Here is a 20,954-nt window from a genome sequence, read left to right as displayed (position 1 = left end):
AGTGAATTATCACCAGCAGTTAGTTTTGAAACTTTATGTGATGTGATACCAACCCCTTATTTTGAAGATTTTGAATTCTTTACTGTAAGTATTAGCTTTGATGAAGATGGATGTTGGAATGAAGAATCTCTTGGTTCGTTTACTTGGGATGTGGGGACAGGAGGGACAATATCCTCAAATACAGGACCAAGTGGTGCATTATCGGGTAATAACTATGTGTTTACAGAAGCCAGTAGTGGAAGTCAAGGAGATGAAGCTATATTGCTCTCTCCTTTAATAGATTTATCAACATTAGCTGAACCTACTTTATCTTTTTGGTATCATATGTACGGTGCTGATATGGATACACTGGCTGTAGATGTTAAAATTTCAACTTCAGCTAATTTTGATTTAGATGTATTTATCTTAAGTGGAGAACAACAAACTGCAGAAACTGATCCTTGGATTCAACAATTTGTTGATTTGAGTACTTACGCAGGAGAAATCATTCAATTTAGATTTAGGGTAACCCGTGGTAATGGATTTACAGGTGATCTTGCTATTGAAGATGTATTAATTGATGAAGCTCCGTCTTGTCTAACACCAACGGGTCTTACAGTTAGTAATATCACAGAAACTACAGCAGACTTAAGTTGGAGTGTCATAGGCAATGCAACTTCTGGTTATAATTGGTTTGTATTTAATGCAGGAGATGACCCTGATGTTGATACCCCAGTAGCGAGCGGTTCTACAGCGAGAGGTGTAACTACTGCAAATGTTAATTTACCGAGTTCATCATTTTTAGAAGCTTATATTCAATCAAATTGTGGTGCTACAAACGGTCTTAGTGAATTCTCACCAGCAGTTAGTTTTGAAACTTTATGTGATGTGATACCAACCCCTTATTTTGAAGATTTTGAATTCTTTACTGTAAGTACTAGCTTTGATGAAGATGGTTGTTGGAATGAAGAATCTCTTGGTTCGTTTACTTGGGATGTGGGGACAGGAGGTACAGGATCTCCAAATACAGGACCAAGTGGTGCATTATCGGGTAATAACTATGTGTTTACAGAAGCCAGTAGTGGAAGTCAAGGAGATGAAGCTATATTGCTCTCTCCTTCATTAGATTTATCAACATTAGCTGAACCTGCTTTATCCTTTTGGTATCATATGTATGGTGCTGATATAGGTACACTGGCTGTAGATGTTAAAACTTCAACTTCAGCTAATTTTGATTTAGATGTATTTACTTTAAGTGGAGAACAACAAACTGCAGAAACTGATCCTTGGATTCAACAGTTTGTTGATTTGAGTACTTACGCAGGAGAAACCATTCAATTTAGATTCAGAGTAATCCGTGGTAATGGATTTGCTGGTGATGTTGCTATTGAAGATGTTTTAATCGATGAAGCTCCTTCGTGTTTTACACCTACGGGATTATCAGTCGTTAACGTAGGCAACGATTCAGTTAATGTCTCTTGGGATGATACTCCATCAGCCATAGATGGATACGAAATATTGGTATTTGCTGATGGCGATGACCCTGATACAGATACGCCATTTGCAACGGCAAATGAACCAGCAGGAGTTACATCTACTACAATCACAGGTCTGACAGGATTGACAACTTATCAAGTCTATATTTTATCAGATTGTGGTGCTGTAGATGGTCAAAGTTTGTTGTCAAATGGTATAACTTTCACCACTCTATGTGATCCTTTTGTAGCACCATTTGTTGAAGATTTCAATACAAATGGGACTAATATTCCAAGCTGTTGGGAGCAAGCAGGCAATACTTCAAAAGACTGGTTGTTTACCGATCCACCTTCTTCTAGTCATGTTGGGGATAGTGGAACTTTAGGAGGTTCCACAGCTAGTAATGGTGGTTTGGCATGGGTAGATGATTCTTCCCCACACGTTTTAAACACAAGATTGCATTCTCCATTGATAGATGTTTCTTCTTTAAGCGTACCTTTTTTAAGCTTTTATTTGATCAGTAATAATGAAGGATTTTCAAATGTTGATTTCAGAGTAGAAGTCTGGGATGGTGCGACTTGGAATGAGGTGTTTTTCAGTAATTCCAATACTTTTAATGGAGAATGGGAGGAAATTCAAATAGAGCTTTCGACCTTGACTTTTACTGGAAATGCACAAATAGCATTCATAGTTGATGAAAACAACGGAACTAACTTTTACGATGATGTAGCTATTGACGACGTTAGACTTGAAGAGGCTCCAGCATGTCCCAAGCCTGGTAACATTGCAATTATTGATGTATTCTTCGATTCTTTAGAAGTGTCTTGGAATTCAGTGAGTAATGCTTTAAATGGCTATATATGGGAGGTTTATAACGCAGGAGATGATCCAGCTGTTGACACTCCAGTATCTACAGGCACTTTTGCTTCAGGGACTACACAAGGTGTAGCAGATGGTCTATTACCTGAAACGGATTATGATTTTTATATGATTTCAGATTGTGGAGCAACTGATGGTCAAAGTGTATTGACAAATCCTATCACGTTTACAACAACAGAGTTGTGTAGCTTACCATCAACTTTTGAAGTAACAAATGTTTTACCTGATTCAGCAGAACTAACTTGGACACCAATTCCAAATGCAATTAATGGTTACCTGTGGGCAATCTTTAACGCTGGTGATGATCAGGCAACAGCTACACTGTTGTTTCAGGTGTAGTCGCAAGTGTGATACATCCGTCATAGCAACAGGACTTACAGATAACTCAGATTATGAGGCATATATTACCACAGATTGTGCATGAGTGATGGTCAAAGTGTTCAATCTCAACCCGTAGCTTTTAGCATTCCATGTACTGTGTTTACTGCTCCTTACTTCAATGACTTTGAAGCATTTCCAGTAACCACCAATCTCACAGAAGAAGATTGTTGGATTGAGGACTCTTCAGGTTCATTTGGTTGGGACGTTGGAACAGGAGGTACAATATCCTCAAATACAGGACCAAGTGGTGCATTATCGGGTAATAACTATGTGTTTACAGAAGCCAGTAGTGGAACACAAGGAGATGAGGCTATATTGCTCTCTCCTTTAGTAGATTTATCAACCTTGACTCAACCTGCTTTATCTTTTTGGTATCATATGTATGGTGCTGATATGGGTACACTGGCTGTAGATGTTAAAATTTCAACTTCAGTTAATTTTGATTTAGATGTATTCACACTAAGTGGAGAACAACAAACTGCAGAAACTGATTCTTGGATTCAACAATTTGTTGATTTGAGTACTTACGCAGGAGAAACCATTCAATTTAGATTTAGAGTAACCCGTGGTAATGGATTTACAAGTGATCTTGCTATTGAAGATGTATTAATCGATGAAGCTCCGTCTTGTCTAACACCAACGGGTCTCACAGTTAGTAATATCACAGAAACTACAGCAGATTTAAGTTGGAGTGTCATAGGCAATGCAACTTCTGGTTATAATTGGTTTGTATTTAATGCAGGAGATGACCCTGATGTTGATACCCCAGTAGCGAGCGGTTCTACGGCAGCAGGTGTAACTACTGCAAATGTTACTAATTTACCGAGTTCCTCATTTTTAGAAGCTTATATTCAATCAAATTGTGGTGCTACAGACGGTCTTAGTGAATTCTCACCAGCAGTTAGTTTTGAAACTTTATGTGATGTGATACCAACCCCTTATTTTGAAGATTTTGAATTCTTTACTGTAAGCACTAGCTTTGATGAAGATGGATGTTGGAATGAAGAATCTCTTGGTTCGTTTACTTGGGATGTAGGAACAGGAAATACAACATCCTCAAATACAGGACCAGACGCTGCTTTCTCTGGTTTAAATTATTTATTCTCTGAAGCCTCTTCAGGTAGTCAGGGAGATGAGTCCATAGTTTTATCGCCTCAAGTTGACTTGTCAAACCTAACTACCCCAGCAGTATCTTTTAGGTATCATATGTATGGTGCAGATATTGATCAACTTAGTGTTGATATAGATGATGGCACAACATTAGATCTTGATGTGTTCACAATAGTAGGAGAACAACAGACTTCTGAGACTGATGATTGGGTGCAAGTCTTTGTGGATTTAATGCCTTATGCTGGTCAAACTATTCAAGTTAGATTCAGAGTAACAAGAGGCGACGGATTTGAAGGCGATGTTGCTATCGATGATGTTAATTTTGATGAAGCACCAACCTGCTTTGATCCGTTAAACTTAGAAGTTATATCAGTAACAGATATTTCAGCTGATTTAAGTTGGCAAGCTGGCTCTACTGAAACTAACTTTGATGTAGAAGTTGTTCCAGCAGGAACACCACCAACAGGAACACCCACTTTTGAAGATGTTAGTGTACCATTTACAGCAACAGGTTTAACTTCAGAGACAGATTATGACTTCTATGTCAGAGCTGATTGTGGACCAGGAGATGTAAGTAATTGGGTAGGTCCAGAAGGTTTTACAACTGCACTTACACCTGTAACCGTTGTTGTCAATGACCCTGCAATCAACAACACTTATTGTTATGATAATAATGAGTTTAAAGAATGGTTATTTGTATCTTCAGATATACAAATCACACCACCAACACCCGTAGAGGTTATCTTTAACGGAGGAACAATAGAAGACGGAACAGGCTCAACCGACCGTTTTAGAGTATTTAATGGTTTTGATCAAACCGCACCAAGATTGTATGATTCTGACGCTAAGGCATAGACTTATCAGGTGTTACTTTGAGTGCTGACTCAGGAGCTATGTATATGTTGTTAGAGTCAGATATATTTGGCTCTTGTCAGAGTGGTGTTGATATTGAGCTACCATTTGATTTTGATGTATTTGCAGGGGTGTTTTCAACGGTGGCGTTTTCGGATAATAATTTTAAATACTATCCAAACCCTGTAAGTTCTACTATGACAATTGATTCGGCAAATCCAATTGAATCAGTTCAAGTATTTGATATTTTAGGAAAAGAAGTATTTAGTAATAATTATGAAGAGACTTCAATAAATATTAATATGGATGCTTTAAGTAGTGGAACTTATTTGATGAAAGTTTCGATAAGTGGAAATTCTCAAACTTTCAGAGTGATTAAGGAATAAAATAAATTTTCATAAAGATTATATTAAATAGCTTGAGTAAAACTCAGGCTATTTTTTTGTTTTTCATATTTTTTTCATAAATTTAACGCCTAATTAAAAAACATTTAACTTATGAAAAAAATAATACTATTGTTCGGTTTGCTCGTAACGTGCTGGCAAATCAATGCACAAGATTATTGTACTGATGGTGGTCCATCAAGTACATTTGATACAAATGTAGAATCTGTAGATCTGGTAGGAGAAACGGCTACTATTGCTTACCTAGGTTGTCAAAATGTTGGTAATGGTGTTGCTGGAGTTGAAGACTTAACTGATTCTCAATCAGCAGACGTCATTGCAGGTAATTCTTACACTGTAGATGTACAGTTTGGAACTTGTGGTGGCAATTATTCTAGTGTTGGTGAAGCTTGGATAGATTTTGATAGAGATGGTTTTTTTGAAACTACAGAATCTATAGGAACTATAGCTGGAATTGCACCTTTTACTTTACAATCTTTTGCTGTAACAGTTCCGTCTGATGCTATTAATGGTAGCTCAAGAATGAGAGTTATGCAGTGGGAAGGCGGTGTTTTACCATTAGATCCATGTGGTTCATTTACTTATGGTTCTGTTGTTGACTTTGAAATTGTTATTTCAGGCGGTATTGATATCACTTGTGAACAACCTTTTAATGTTCAATTAGTAGAGGTATTTGGCTCATCTGCTGACTTTTCTTGGGATTTAGCTCCAAATGATCAAAATGGATATATATGGGAGGTTTTCAATGCAGGAGCAGATCCTGATGTTGATACTCCTGTTTCTACTGGGACAGTTGGTTCTGGTGTTTCAACTGTAAATGCAGATGGACTGACAGAACTTACAGATTATGATTTTTATGTTATAACAGACTGTGGAGCTACAGATGGTTTAAGCCAAAGAAGTAATGTAGTTACGTTTACCACAGTATTTTTATGCCCAGCACCTTCAAATGTAACTGTAGATGGTGTTACGGCAAGTACATTTAATATTAGTTGGAACGAAATTCCAAATGCAAGAAATGGTTATACTTGGTCTGTGTTTAATGCAGGTGACGATCCAACAATAGATACACCAGTTTTTACAGGTACAGAACCTTTTGGAACAACATCAACATCGGTAACAGGACTTACAGATAACACTTCTTATGATGTATATGTATCTGCAGATTGTGATGTAGACGGCACCAGTGAATTATCTAATGTAGTTACTGTAACAACACCATGTACAGCACTTTCAGCACCAATTACAGAAAATTTTGACGGTGCAAGTTGGGTGTCTGGAACAGGATTTAATAATACAGGAGATGCTATAGATAATTGCTGGCAAAGAACACCTGGTCAAGGAACGGATTTCTTTTGGGGGACACGTTCAGGTACAACAGGTTCAACAGGTACAGGACCTAGTGTTGCAAATTCAACACCTAATTATATTTTTACAGAAGGATCAAATGGATCAGTAGGAGACGAAGCATTTTTTGTATCTCCTTTAATTGACCTATCGCCATTGACAGCCCCAGCATTAACTTTCTGGTATCACATGTTTGGTGATAATATGGGTACACTAAGTGTTGACGTTGATGCAGGTTCAGGCTTTGATTTGGATGTATTTACTATTTCAGGTCAACAACAAGTTGCAGAATCTGATGCATTTATTGAGCAAATAGTAGATTTGTCAGCTTATGCTGGACAAACTGTAACCATAAGATTTAGAGGAGTAAAAGGAGATGGTTTTGAAAGTGATATAGCTATAGATGATTTTAAAGTTGATGAAGCTCCGTCTTGTTTGAAGACTTTTAATCTTGCTTTGGTAGAAGCCTTTGACGTTGAGGCAGAAGTGTCTTGGAGTTTAATTGGTAATGCTACTAACGGTTATATTTGGGAAGTTTATAATGCAGGAGATGACCCTACGACAGCAACCCCAGTTTCTACTGGAACATTTGTCGCTGGAATTACTTCTGGACTTCTAACTGGTCTTACAGAACTTACGGATTACGATTTATACATTATTTCTGATTGTGGTGTAGATGGAACTTCAGATTTGGCTGGACCATTAAGTTTTTCAACTTTAGCAACTTGCCCAAGTCCATCCAATATTGCTGTAACCAATATCACTGAAAATTCAGCCGATATTACTTGGGATGAATCTTTTAATGCAAGCAATGGTTATAATTGGGAATTGTTCCTTGATGGCGAAGATCCCGCAACAGCGACGCCAACACAAAGTGGGAATGTAGCTTTTGGAACTACGACATTAAATTTAACAGGTCTTTCAGACAATGTAGATTATGATTTTTATATCACTTCAGATTGTGATACAGATGGTTTGTCAGTTACAGAAGGTCCGATAAGCTTCTTAACTTTACCATTACCACCAGTTAATGATGATATTTGTGATGCGATACCATTAACAGTTGGCGTCATTCCTCCAAGCGACACTTATACTAATCTGGGTGCAACAGCACAAACTGATGAACCAGAAGGTACTTGTTTTAATGGAGGTTTAAATGGTTCAGTATGGTTTACTTTTGTAGCACCAGCTTCTGGCGAAGTTGAAGTCTCAACCGATATTGCTGGAGCTACTTTAACGGATACTGAAATAGCTGTATATGATGCTCCAACAGACTGTGCAGACCCAACAACAATGGGTGCTGAATTAGGATGTGATCAAGATGGAGGTACAGTAATTGGTTTTAATTCAATTGTGAACCTCTCAGGACTTACAGGTGGTACTACTTATTATATACAAGTCGATCAATGGGGAACAACTACGCCTGGAGATTTTGGAATCAGTGTTATTGATACCAATCCACCATGTCCAGTTCCTGAAAATATAACATTAAATAGTGTATCCAACACGACAGCAGATTTTTCTTGGGATGATGTTACTGAGGCAACAGACGGCTATAACTGGTTTGTCTTTAATCAAGGAGCAGATGTTACAACAGATTCTCCTGTAGCTACAGGTAATGTTGGAGTCGGTGTCTTAAATGCATCAGCTTCTGGTTTAACATCAAACACAGTTTATGATTTTTATGTTCAATCAGACTGTGGCTCAACTAATGGAATTAGTGCATTAGGAAACCCATTGACTTTCACAACTGATTGTGATTCATTTACTGCTCCTTACTTCAATGATTTTGAAGCATTTCCTGTAACCACCAATCTCACAGTAGAAGATTGTTGGAATGAAGTATCTCTTGGTTCGTTTACTTGGGATGTGGGGACAGGAGGTACAGGATCTCTAAATACAGGACCAAGTGGTGCATTATCGGGTAATAACTATGTGTTTACAGAAGCCAGTAGTGGAAGTCAAGGAGATGAAGCTATATTGCTCTCTCCTTCATTAGATTTATCAACATTAGCTGAACCTACTTTATCTTTTTGGTATCATATGTATGGTGCTGATATAGGTACACTGGCTGTAGATGTTAAAACTTCAACTTCAGCTAATTTTGATTTAGATGTATTTACTTTAAGTGGAGAACAACAAACTGCAGAAACTGATTCTTGGATTCAACAGTTTGTTGATTTGACTACTTACGCAGGAGAAACCATTCAATTTAGATTCAGAGTAATCCGTGGTAATGGATTTGCTGGTGATGTTGCTATTGAAGATGTTTTAATCGATGAAGCTCCTTCGTGTTTTACACCTACGGGATTATCAGTTGATAGCGTAGGCAACGATTCAGTTAATGTCTCTTGGGATGATACTCCATCAGCCATAGATGGATACGAAATATTGGTATTTGCTGATGGCGATGACCCTGATACAGATACGCCATTTGCAACGGCAAATGAACCAGCAGGAGTTACATCTACTACAATCACAGGTCTGACAGGATTGACAACTTATCAAGTCTATATTTTATCAGATTGTGGTGCTGTAGATGGTCAAAGTTTGTTGTCAAATGGTATAACTTTCACCACTCTATGTGATCCTTTTGTAGCACCATTTGTTGAAGATTTCAATACAAATGGGACTAATATTCCAAGCTGTTGGGAGCAAGCAGGCAATACTTCAAAAGACTGGTTGTTTACCGATCCACCTTCTTTTAGTCATGTTGGGGATAGTGGAACTTTAGGAGGTTCCACAGCTAGTAATGGTGGTTTGGCATGGGTAGATGATTCTTCCCCAAATGTTTTAGACACAAGATTGCATTCTCCATTGATAGATGTTTCTTCTTTAAGCGTACCTTTTTTAAGTTTTTATTTGATCAGTAATAATGAAGGATTTTCAAATGTTGATTTCAGAGTAGAAGTCTGGGATGGTGCGACTTGGAATGAGGTGTTTTTCAGTAATTCCAATACTTTTAATGGAGAATGGGAGGAAATTCAAATAGAGCTTTCGACCTTGACTTTTACTGGAAATGCACAAATAGCATTCATAGTTGATGAAAACAACGGAACTGATTTTTACGATGATGTAGCTATTGACGACGTTAGACTTGAAGAGGCTCCAGCATGTCCCAAGCCTGGTAACATTGCAATTATTGATGTATTCTTCGATTCTTTAGAAGTGTCTTGGAATTCAGTGAGTAATGCTTCAAATGGCTATATATGGGAGGTTTATAACGCAGGAGATGATCCAGCTGTTGATACTCCAGTATCTACAGGCACTTTTGCTTCAGGGACAACACAAGGTGTAGCAGATGGTTTATTACCTGAAACGGATTATGATTTTTATATGATTTCAGATTGTGGAGCAACTGATGGTCAAAGTGTATTGACAAATCCTATCACGTTTACAACAACAGAGTTGTGTAGCTTACCATCAACTTTTGAAGTAACAAATGTTTTACCTGATTCAGCAGAACTAACTTGGACACCAATTCCAAATGCAATTAATGGTTACCTGTGGGCAATCTTTAACGCTGGTGATGATCCAGCAACTGCTACACCTGTTGTTTCAGGTACAGCTGCAAGTGGTGATACATCTGTCATAGCAACAGGACTTACAGATAACTCAGATTATGAGGCATATATTACCACAGATTGTGGACCGAGCGATGGTCAAAGTATTCAATCTCAACCCGTAGCTTTTAGTACGCATTATACTGTGTTTACTGCTCCTTACTTCAATGACTTTGAAGCATTTCCAGTAACCACCAATCTCACAGAAGAAGATTGTTGGATTGAGGACTCTTCTGGTTCATTTGGTTGGGACGTTGGAACAGGAGGTACAGGATCTCTAAATACAGGACCAAGTGGTGCATTATCGGGTAATAACTATGTGTTTACAGAAGCCAGTAGTGGAACTCAAGGAGATGAAGCTATATTGCTCTCTCCTTTAGTAGATTTATCAACCTTGACTCAACCTGCTTTATCTTTTTGGTATCATATGTATGGTGCTGATATAAGTATACTGGCTGTAGATGTTAAAATTTCAACTTCAGCTAATTTTGATTTAGATGTATTTACCTTAAGTGGAGAACAACAAACTGCAGAAACTGATTCTTGGATTCAACAATTTGTTGATTTGAGCATTTACGCAGGAGAAACCATTCAATTTAGATTTAGGGTAACCCGTGGTAATGGATTTACAGGTGATGTCGCTATTGAAGATGTATTAATCGATGAAGCTCCGTCTTGTCTAACACCAACGGGTCTTACCGTTAGTAATATCACAGAAACTACAGCAGATTTAAGTTGGAGTGTCATAGGCAATGCAACTTCTGGTTATAATTGGTTTGTATTTAATGCAGGAGATGACCCTGATGTTGATACCCCAGTAGCGAGCGGTTCTACGGCAAAGCAGGTGTAACTACTGCAAATGTTACTAATTTACCGAGTTCCTCATTTTTAGAAGCTTATATTCAATCAAATTGTGGTGCTACAGACGGTCTTAGTGAATTATCACCAGCAGTTAGTTTTGAAACTTTATGTGATGTGATACCAACCCCTTATTTTGAAGATTTTGAAAACTTTACTGTAAGTACTAGCTTTGATGAAGATGGATGTTGGAATGAAGAATCTCTTGGTTCATTTACTTGGGATGTAGGAACAGGTAATACAGGATCTCTAAATACAGGACCAGACGCTGCTTTCTCTGGTTTAAATTATTTATTCTCTGAAGCCTCTTCAGGTAGTCAGGGAGATGAGGCCATAGTTTTATCGCCTCAAGTTGACTTGTCAAACCTAACTACCCCAGCAGTATCTTTTAGGTATCATATATACGGTGCAGATATTGATCAACTTAGTGTTGATATAGATGATGGCACAACATTAGATCTTGATGTGTTCACAATAGTAGGAGAACAACAGACTTCTGAGACTGATGATTGGGTGCAAGTCTTTGTGGATTTAATGCCTTATGCTGGTCAAACTATTCAAGTAAGATTCAGAGTAACAAGAGGCGACGGATATGAAGGCGATGTTGCTATCGATGATGTTAATTTTGATGAAGCACCAACCTGCTTTGATCCGTTAAACTTAGAAGTTATATCAGTAACAGATATTTCAGCTGATTTAAGTTGGCAAGCTGGCTCTACTGAAACTAATTTTGATGTAGAAGTTGTTCCAGCAGGAACACCACCAACAGGAACACCCACTTTTGAAGATGTTAGTGTACCATTTACAGCAACAGGTTTAACTTCAGAGACAGATTATGACTTCTATGTCAGAGCTGATTGTGGACCAGGAGATGTAAGTAATTGGATATATCCAGAAGGTTTTACAACTGCACTTACACCTGTAACCGTTGTTGTCAATGACCCTGCAATCAACAACACTTATTGTTATGATAATAATGAGTTTAAAGAATGGTTATTTGTATCTTCAGATATACAAATCACACCACCAACACCCGTAGAGGTTATCTTTAACGGAGGAACAATAGAAGACGGAACAGGCTCAACCGACCGTTTTAGAGTATTTAATGGTTTTGATCAAACCGCACCAAGATTGTATGATTCTGACGTACAAGGTACAGACTTATCAGGTGTTACTTTGAGTGCTGACTCAGGAGCTATGTATATGTTGTTAGAGTCAGATATATTTGGCTCTTGTCAGAGTGGTGTTGATATTGAAGTACCATTTGATTTTGATGTATTTGCAGGGGTGTTTTCAACGGTGGCGTTTTCGGATAATAATTTTAAATACTATCCAAACCCTGTAAGTTCTACTATGACAATTGATTCGGCAAATCCAATTGAATCAGTTCAAGTATTTGATATTTTAGGAAAAGAAGTATTTAGTAATAATTATGAAGAGACTTCAATAAATATTAATATGGATGCTTTAAGTAGTGGAACTTATTTGATGAAAGTTTCGATAAGTGGAAATTCTCAAACTTTCAGAGTGATTAAAGATTAGAAAGTAAGTAAATTTTTAAGTCTATAAAAAGCCTGAGATGTCTCAGGCTTTTTTTTTTGGATAAATAATTAAAACCTTAACAAAAATTTTATATATTTGGTCAAATTATAAAAAATATATTATTATGAAACAAATTACTTTATTATTAATGTTCTTTTTTATACTTCCTTTTCTTGGGCAAGCTCAAAATGAAGATTGTTCTGGAGCTTTAACTGCTTCAGTAACACCTTTTGGAGATGTTTCTCAACCTATAAACTTTGACACTACTGGTGCTCAAGATGCCAGTGTTGTGCCAAGTTGCGAAGGTTTTGATTCTAGTGAATCAGATTTATGGTACACCTTTACTACAAATGCAACTGATGGTGTAACTTTAAGCTTATTGTCTGGAGATGAGGGAGATATTGAAGGAGCTATTTACGATGCCTGTGGTGGTACAGAATTATTCTGTTTTGCTGATGGTTCAAGTGTTGACTTTACATCAGATGTATTAGTTACTGGTCTTACAGCCAATACAACTTACTTCCTTCAAGTTTATACAGAAGATTACTCCGAAGGAGCCTTTAGTTTAGCCATTACCGATTTGCCAGCATGTGCTGAGCCTCAAAATTTAAACGTAACAAATATAACTACAGATTCAGCTGATTTAAACTGGGATGATGTAACTAATGCTACAAATGGTTTTGAGTGGTTTGTATTTGCATCTGGAGACGATCCTTTAACAGCAATTCCAGTTGCTACAGGTACTGTTGTTGCTGGAATAACAACAGTTAATGTTACAGGATTAACATCGCAAACAGATTATGATTTTTATGTAAGTTCAGATTGTGCTACTGATGGCACGAGCGTTTTATCAGGACCAGAACCTTTTACTACACTAGCTTTTCCACCAGCTAACGATGAGTGTTCTACAGCAATTGCTCTAACAGTTAATTCAGACTTAAATTGTGCAAGTGTAACAAACGGAACTACAGCTGGTGCCACAGCTTCTTCGCAAACAGATGATGTTACGGGGACACCAGATAACGATGTTTGGTTTTCATTTGTAGCAACTCAAGAGCAACATCAAGTTTCTTTAGAAAATGTACAAGCCGTTATAGGGACATCAATTGACATGGGGATGGGTTTATATGATGGGACTAGTGGTTGTTCGGCCTTAAGCCTAGTAGATGACAGTGATCCTAACACGCTTTCAGCTAATGGGTTGACAATTGGTTCAACTTACTTAGTTAGAGTTTATGGTTGGAGTTCTTCTAATACTGCACAAACTACATTTGATGTATGTGTGGGGACTCCACCGCCACCACCTTCTAATGATGATTGTACAGGGGCTTTACCTTTAACAGTCACTACTGATAATACAACATTTACTACTTTTTCAACTGATTTTGCTACAGAAGGCACAAACGAGCTAAATGATTGTGATGCTTCTGGTAACTTGGGAGTTTGGTATACATTTACTGCACCATCTTCAACAATAGAATTTTTACAAGGTGCAAGTGGTGATCCCGGAATAACAATTTATGAAGGATCAGATTGCAACAACTTAACTGAGTTAACAGCAAATTGTGTAAACAATAATGATGGTATCTTAACTGGATTAACTGTTGGCAATACATATTATGCCATGGTATGGACAGATTCTACTCAAACTACAGCTGAATTTGTGTTATTTTTTAACGAGTGTCCTGCACCATCTGGTCTTACTGCTGAAAATATAACATCTTCAACAGCAGATTTAACTTGGACGGCTGGTAATTCAGAAACTGAGTGGGAAGTGCTATGGGGACTAGAAGGTTTTGATCCAACAAACGAGGGAACAGTTGTAAATGATAACGATGGTACTTTAGGTATATCTTTGCAGAGTTTATCACCAAATACATCCTATGACTTTTACGTAACAGCAGTATGTGCATCTGGAAATAGTGATCAAGCTGGGCCTGCAAGTTTTACAACACCTTGTGATGTATTTACACCAGATTATTTAGAAGACTTTACAAATTTTGTTCCTGACTGTTGGGATGAAGCCACAGATGGCGACCCAACCACAGGACCAACAGGTTTAGGCTCTGGAAGTTGGACTTCAGATGGTTTTTTAAATGACGGTTCAAGTGGTTCTGCGAGAATAAATCTTTACAGTACATTTAAGTCTGATTGGTTATTATCACCTAGCTTTGATTTATCTGCAGGCGGTTTTGAAGTTGCTTTTAATATAGGAATAACTACATATTCAGGAACGTCTAATTCTCCTATGGGAAGTGATGATGAGGTTCAATTGTTGTATTCTGATGATAACGGAGCAACTTGGAATAACCTTCAGACATGGGCAAGAGGTTCAGAACCTTCAAATGCTGGTGAATTGGTTACCGTTGACTTATCATCAATTACAGGAACAAGTGTTCAATTTGCATTTTGGGGAACTGAAGGCACTGTAGATGATGCTGAAGATTATAATATTTATATTGATAATTTCGAAGTAAGAACACCACCAAGTTGTGCAGCTCCAACAGGTTTAACCGCTTCAAATGTAACGGCAACATCGGTTCAATTAGACTGGACGGCCACAACTTCAACAGAAACAGGTGGTTATGAATATGTCTTAATCACTGACGGTTCAACACCAGATGCCACAACCACACCAACTGGAAGTGTCGGTACGGGTGTAACAACAGCCAACCCAACGGGCTTGACACCAAGAACAGATTATGAAGCTTATGTCAGAGCTGTTTGTAGTGTAGGTGATGAAAGTGCTTGGTCACTTTCTACCAGTTTTACAACACCATGCCCAGCCGTATTTACACCTGACTATTTACAAGATTTTACAAGCTTTGTTCCTGACTGTTGGGATGAAGCCACAGATGGCGACCCCACCACAGGACCAACAGGTTTAGGCTCTGGAAGTTGGACTTCAGATGGTTTTTTAAATGACGGTTCAAGTGGTTCTGCGAGAATAAATCTTTACAGTACATTTAAGTCTGATTGGTTATTATCACCTAGCTTTGATTTATCTGCAGGCGGTTTTGAAGTTGCTTTTAATATAGGAATAACTACATATTCAGGAACGTCTAATTCTCCTATGGGAAGTGATGATGAGGTTCAATTGTTGTATTCTGATGATAACGGAGCAACTTGGAATAACCTTCAGACATGGGCGACAGGTTCAGAACCTTCAAATGCTGGTGAATTGGTTACCGTTGACTTATCATCAATTACAGGAACAAGTGTTCAATTTGCATTTTGGGGAACTGAAGGCACTGTAGATGATGCTGAAGATTATAATATTTATATTGATAATTTCGAAGTAAGAACACCACCAAGTTGTGCAACTCCAACAGGTTTAACCGCTTCAAGTGTAACTGCAAATTCAGTACAATTAGATTGGACAGCCACAACTTCAACAGAAACAGGTGGTTATGAATATGTCTTAATCACTGACGGTTCAACACCAGATGCCACAACCACACCAACAGGAAGTGTCGGTACGGGTGTAACAACAGCCAACCCAACGGGCTTGACACCAGTAACAGATTATGAAGCTTATGTCAGAGCCGTTTGTAGTGTAGGTGATGAAAGTGCTTGGTCACTTTCTACCAGTTTTACAACACCTTGTGATGTATTTACACCAGATTATTTAGAAGACTTTACAAATTTTGTTCCTGACTGTTGGGATGAAGCCACAGATGGCGACCCAACCACAGGACCAACAGGTTTAGGCTCTGGAGATTGGACTTCAGATGGCTTTTTAAATGACGGGTCAAGTGGTTCTGCAAGAGTTGAACTTTGGAACTTAGGGACATCAGATTGGTTATTATCACCTAGCTTTGATTTATCTGCAGGCGGTTTTGAAGTTGCTTTTAATATTGGAATTACGGTATGGAATAATACTGACGATTCTCTTATGGGAAGTGACGATGAAGTTCAATTGTTGTATTCTGATGATAACGGAGCAACTTGGAACAACCTTCAGACATGGGCAAGAGGTTCAGAACCTTCAAATGCTGGTGAATTGGTTACTGTTGACTTATCATCAATTACAGGAACAAGTGTTCAATTTGCATTTTGGGGAACTGAAGGCACTGTAGATGATGCTGAAGATTATAATATTTATATTGATAATTTCGAAGTAAGAACACCACCAAGTTGTGCAGCTCCAACAGGTTTAACCGCTTCAAATGTAACGGCAACATCGGTTCAATTAGACTGGACGGCCACAACTTCAACAGAAACAGGTGGTTATGAATATGTATTAATTACAGACGGTTCAACACCAGATGCCACAACCATACCAACTGGAAGTGTCGGTACAGGAATAACAACTGCTAATCCAACGGGTTTAACCTCAGGTACAAGTTATGATGCTTACGTAAGAGCAGTTTGTAGCGTAGGATTAGAAAGTGCTTGGTCTGCTGTGGAGAGTTTTTCAACACCTATTGTAAATGATGATTGTAGTGGTGCATTACCTGCAACAGTTACCGCTTTTGGTAATACTTCTCAACCTATAAACTTTGACACTACTGGTGCTCAAGATGCCAGTGTTGTGCCAAGTTGTGAAGGTTTTGATTCTAGTGAATCAGATTTATGGTACACCTTTACTACAAATGCAACTGATGGTGTAACTTTAAGCTTACTATCTGGAAATGAGGGAAATATTGAAGGTGCTATTTACGATGCCTGTGGTGGTACAGAATTATTCTGTTTTGCTGATGGTTCAAGTGTTGACTTTACATCAGATGTATTAGTTACTGGTCTTACAACCAATACAACTTACTTCCTTCAAGTTTATACAGAAGATTACTCCGAAGGAGCCTTTAGTTTAGCCATTACCGATTTGCCAGCATGTGCTGAGCCTCAAAATTTAAATGTATCAAATGTAGCTACTGATTCAGCTGACTTAAACTGGGATGATGTTTCAAATGCGACAAACGGTTTTGAATGGTTTGTTTTTGCATCTGGAGATGACCCAGCAACGGCAACACCAGTTGCTACAGGAATTGTTGGTGTTGGAGTAACAACAGCTAACGTTACAGGCTTAACTCCGCAGACAGATTATGATTTTTATGTCAGCTCTGATTGTGATACAAATGGAGTAAGTTCATTAGCTGGACCAGAAAGCTTTAGCACTTTAGCATTACCACCTGCAAATGATAATTTATGTGATGCTATTGCTTTAACAATCGGTACACCTTCTACTGGCGATGCTTACACCAATGTTGGTGCAACAGCACAAACTGATGAGCCTGTTGCATCTTGCTTCGATGATGGTATTAATGGTTCTGTGTGGTTTACATTTGTTGCTCCTGCATCTGGTTCTGTAGAAGTTTCTACGGATATTGCAGGTGGCACATTAGACGATACAGAAATAGCCGTTTATGAAGCTCCTACAGACTGTGCTGATTTAACTACACTTGGTGCAGAATTAGGTTGTAATCAAGATATTTTATTCCCAAACTTCTTGTCAGCCGTTGATTTAACAGGCTTAACACCAAGTGATACTTATTATATACAAGTTGACCAATGGGGTACTGCAACACCAGGAACATTTGGAATAGAAGTTAATGAAACATTATCTACTGAAACTTTTGATAGTCAGAACTTTAGTTTCTATCCAAATCCAACACAAAATACTTTAAACTTTCAAACAACTCGACAAGTTGAGTCTGTGGTAGTTTATAATATGCTTGGTCAACAAGTGATGACTGAAACGCCTAATACGGTTTCTCCTTCGCTTAATGTTGAAGCTTTACAGGCTGGAACTTATATTATGAATGTTACTATTGATGGTTCATCTGAAAACTTCAGATTTATCAAAAAATAGTTCGTTCTAAATAATAATCAGATAAAATCCCATAGCAATTTTGCTTTGGGATTTTTTTATTGTGCCTATATTTACAGCTATGAAATTTGAGTTTTCGTTTATTATACCTGTTTACAACAGACCACAAGAAATCAAAGAACTGCTTGAGTCTTTTGTAAATGTTAGAGGAATTGATACCTGCGAAATTGTTATTGTTGAAGATGGCTCTGATTTGCTTTGTAAAGATATTGTAAGTTTATTTAAAAATAAATTGGCTATATCTTACTATTTTAAGAAAAACTCAGGTCCTGGTGATTCTCGGAATTATGGAATGAAATATGCTCAAGCTGATTACTTTATTATATTAGATAGTGATGTATTATTGCCAAGTGATTACATCATTAATCTAAAAAAACACCTCAAAACACAATTTACTCACTGTTTTGGTGGTCCTGACAAAGCAAATCAAAGCTTTTCGCCTGTTCAAAAAGCGATTAACTATGTTATGACTTCACTATGGACAACTGGTGGCATAAGAGGTCGTGAGGCACAAAAGAAAAAATTTCAACCCCGAAGTTTTAATATGGGTTTGTCTAAACAAGCATTTCAAAAATCTAAAGGATTTTCAAACATTCATCCTGGTGAAGACCCTGATTTGTCTATTCGTCTTCAACAATTAGGTTTTAAAACAGCTCTATTTTCAGATTGTTTTGTCTATCATAAAAGACGTATTGATTGGAAAAATTATGCAAAGCAGATATACAAATTTGGGCTTGTTCGTCCTATTCTCAACACTTGGCATCCATCAAGTCATAAAATTTTGTATTATTTTCCGACTTTGTTTAGTTTGGGGTTTTTGATGGCTATTGTTCTATTATTTTTTGATTATTATTTTTTTGTATTGTTATATTTATTATATTTTTCAATAATTTTTATAGATGCTTTCATCCAAAATAAAAACCTTAAAATTGCTTTTTATGCTATTTATGCAACTTGTATTCAGTTTGTTAGCTATGGTTGGGGTTATTTGAATAGCACTTTATCAATATTTGTTTTTAAAAAACCTCCAGAAAACACCTATCCAAAATTATTTTTTAAGCCTAAAACATGAAAACAACTAATCTTATAAAACTATTTTCAGCTAAAAATTATAAGGCTTACGCTGTTTTTTTAAGCTTAACATTCATATTATGGTTTGTCATACAATTGGTTAAAACCTACAATTACAATACCGATTTAATGGTTGAAATTGACCAAATTCCAAAACAATTTGTAGTTGACACAACAACTAAAACCATCAAAGTAAATATAAAAGCAAGCGGGCTAAAGTTATGGCAGTACAATTTATCATCAAAAACTATAACAATAAATTATGCAGACTTTAATAAAGAAACATCGCTATTAAAAATATCAAAAAACTCAATCATTGATAAAATGACTAACAACTTTCCTTTTGATAGCGAAAATATTTCTATTGAAGACAATGAGTTAGCTTTTGGATTTAGAAAAAAAGCAACAAAAAAAGTTCCAGTTAGAATAATTGCTGATTTAAATTTTAAATCAGGATACAACACTTTACAATCCATTCAACCTATACCAGATTCTGTGGTCATAACAGGACCAAAAAATGAATTAAAAAACATAAACTATATTCAAACTCAAAAGTTGATTTTAAAAAATATTAAAGATACTTTGTCTAGCAAAATCAGTTTAGAAATACCTTCTGAAAATATCGAAGCAACAACCTCTCAAGTTGAATATTATTTGCCCGTTGAAAAATTTTCTGAAAAAACTTTAATGGTAGATATTGAGACCATTAATATTCCTGATACTTTGCAGTTGACAACCTATCCAAGCCAAGCTAAAGTGTCGTTTTTAGTGAGTTTAAAATCTTTTGATAAAATATCAAACTCAGATTTTCAAGTGATATGCGATTATAAAAAACGATATGAAGACGACGCTATAATGATTCCTAAACTCGAAAAATATCCCAAAAATATTATTGGACCAAAATTACATATCAATAAAGTGGATTATCTCATTAAACGAAAATCATGAAAAAACCTATAGTTGTTGGCATCACTGGCGGAATTGGTAGTGGCAAATCTACAGTTGTTGAAATATTTAAAGATTTTGATGTACCAGCTTATATATCTGATATAAAAGCAAAATATTTAATGCAAACCAACCCAAATTTGATCAACAGTATCAAACAAAATTTTGGAAATCAAACTTATGATGAAGATGGTAAACTCAACAAGACTTACTTATCTGATATTGTTTTTAATAACCCTGAAAAACTCAAAATTCTTAATAATTTGGTTCATCCAGCGGTAAGAGAAGATTTTAAAAAGTGGCTGTCTTACCAAAACTCAGCTTATGTGGTTTATGAATCTGCTTTGATATTTGAACTACACCAAGAAGACAATTTTGACTATATTGTTTTGGTCATAGCACCAAAAGATTTACGCATCAAACGAGTCCAAGATAGAGATAATGTTTCTGAGGATGACGTCAAAAAAAGAATGGATAAACAAATGGATGATAGGCTGAAAAGAAAAAAAGCAGACTATATTATAGAAAATATAGATATTAATAATTTAAACAAAGAAATATATAAAATAAATGTTAATATATTAGAAAAATGCTAATAAAAATATTAAAAAAATATAAATATATTCTCATGTTAACATTAGGTTAAACAACTTAACAACTCATCATTAAAACGATAATTTTGTTAAATTATAATGCTTTATAAAAGCTTAAGTTTTA

General features: G+C 36.7%; 9 protein-coding genes. All 9 read left to right on the top strand.

The window, feature by feature from the left end; all coding sequences use genetic code 11:
- Nucleotides 1–42 precede the first annotated feature (42 nt).
- The 9 genes from IGB25_RS05765 to coaE all read left to right on the top strand — a co-directional run bounded on the left by IGB25_RS05765 (nt 43) and on the right by coaE (nt 20,833).
- Complete coding sequence (locus IGB25_RS05765) at nt 43–2,673, top strand: choice-of-anchor J domain-containing protein (protein WP_211066548.1); 2,631 nt, start codon at nt 43–45, stop codon at nt 2,671–2,673.
- A gap of 81 nt (nt 2,674–2,754) precedes the next feature.
- Entirely contained in the window at nt 2,755–4,680 is a 1,926-nt protein-coding gene (locus IGB25_RS05760) for a choice-of-anchor J domain-containing protein (protein WP_211066547.1), read from the top strand.
- A gap of 17 nt (nt 4,681–4,697) precedes the next feature.
- Nucleotides 4,698–5,063, top strand: coding sequence for a T9SS type A sorting domain-containing protein (locus IGB25_RS05755; protein WP_211066546.1), 366 nt, complete (start codon nt 4,698–4,700; stop codon nt 5,061–5,063).
- Between the two features lie 111 nt (nt 5,064–5,174).
- Complete coding sequence (locus tag IGB25_RS05750; protein ID WP_211066545.1) at nt 5,175–10,841, top strand: fibronectin type III domain-containing protein; 5,667 nt, start codon at nt 5,175–5,177, stop codon at nt 10,839–10,841.
- A 125-nt stretch (nt 10,842–10,966) separates the two neighbouring features.
- Nucleotides 10,967–12,391: a T9SS-dependent choice-of-anchor J family protein gene (locus IGB25_RS05745; RefSeq protein ID WP_211066544.1), complete on the top strand. Its 1,425-nt coding sequence runs from the start codon at nt 10,967–10,969 to the stop codon at nt 12,389–12,391.
- A 124-nt stretch (nt 12,392–12,515) separates the two neighbouring features.
- Complete coding sequence (locus tag IGB25_RS05740; protein WP_211066543.1) at nt 12,516–18,203, top strand: fibronectin type III domain-containing protein; 5,688 nt, start codon at nt 12,516–12,518, stop codon at nt 18,201–18,203.
- Between the two features lie 40 nt (nt 18,204–18,243).
- On the top strand, nt 18,244–19,293 hold the full coding sequence (locus IGB25_RS05735; protein ID WP_371815957.1) for a glycosyltransferase family 2 protein: 1,050 nt from the start codon (nt 18,244–18,246) through the stop codon (nt 19,291–19,293).
- Nucleotides 19,290–20,240: a CdaR family protein gene (locus IGB25_RS05730; RefSeq protein WP_211066542.1), complete on the top strand. Its 951-nt coding sequence runs from the start codon at nt 19,290–19,292 to the stop codon at nt 20,238–20,240. The genes IGB25_RS05735 and IGB25_RS05730 overlap by 4 nt, the downstream gene beginning before the upstream one ends.
- On the top strand, nt 20,237–20,833 hold the full coding sequence (coaE, locus tag IGB25_RS05725) for a dephospho-CoA kinase (protein WP_211066541.1): 597 nt from the start codon (nt 20,237–20,239) through the stop codon (nt 20,831–20,833). The genes IGB25_RS05730 and coaE overlap by 4 nt, the downstream gene beginning before the upstream one ends.
- The last annotated feature ends 121 nt before the right edge of the window (nt 20,834–20,954 follow it).

Source organism: Flavobacterium sp. CS20, from assembly GCF_018080005.1.
Taxonomy (GTDB): domain Bacteria; phylum Bacteroidota; class Bacteroidia; order Flavobacteriales; family Flavobacteriaceae; genus Psychroflexus.
This window is presented reverse-complemented; position numbering and strand designations above follow the sequence as displayed.

What these genes read in the sequence shown, in the direction of transcription:
- IGB25_RS05760 (WP_211066547.1), top strand. Translation starts at nt 2,755, where the DNA reads ATGAGTGATGGTCAAAGTGTTCAATCTCAACCCGTAGCTTTTAGCATT.
- IGB25_RS05750 (WP_211066545.1), top strand. Translation starts at nt 5,175, where the DNA reads ATGAAAAAAATAATACTATTGTTCGGTTTGCTCGTAACGTGCTGGCAA.
- IGB25_RS05740 (WP_211066543.1), top strand. Translation starts at nt 12,516, where the DNA reads ATGAAACAAATTACTTTATTATTAATGTTCTTTTTTATACTTCCTTTT.
- IGB25_RS05730 (WP_211066542.1), top strand. Translation starts at nt 19,290, where the DNA reads ATGAAAACAACTAATCTTATAAAACTATTTTCAGCTAAAAATTATAAG.
- coaE (WP_211066541.1), top strand. Translation starts at nt 20,237, where the DNA reads ATGAAAAAACCTATAGTTGTTGGCATCACTGGCGGAATTGGTAGTGGC.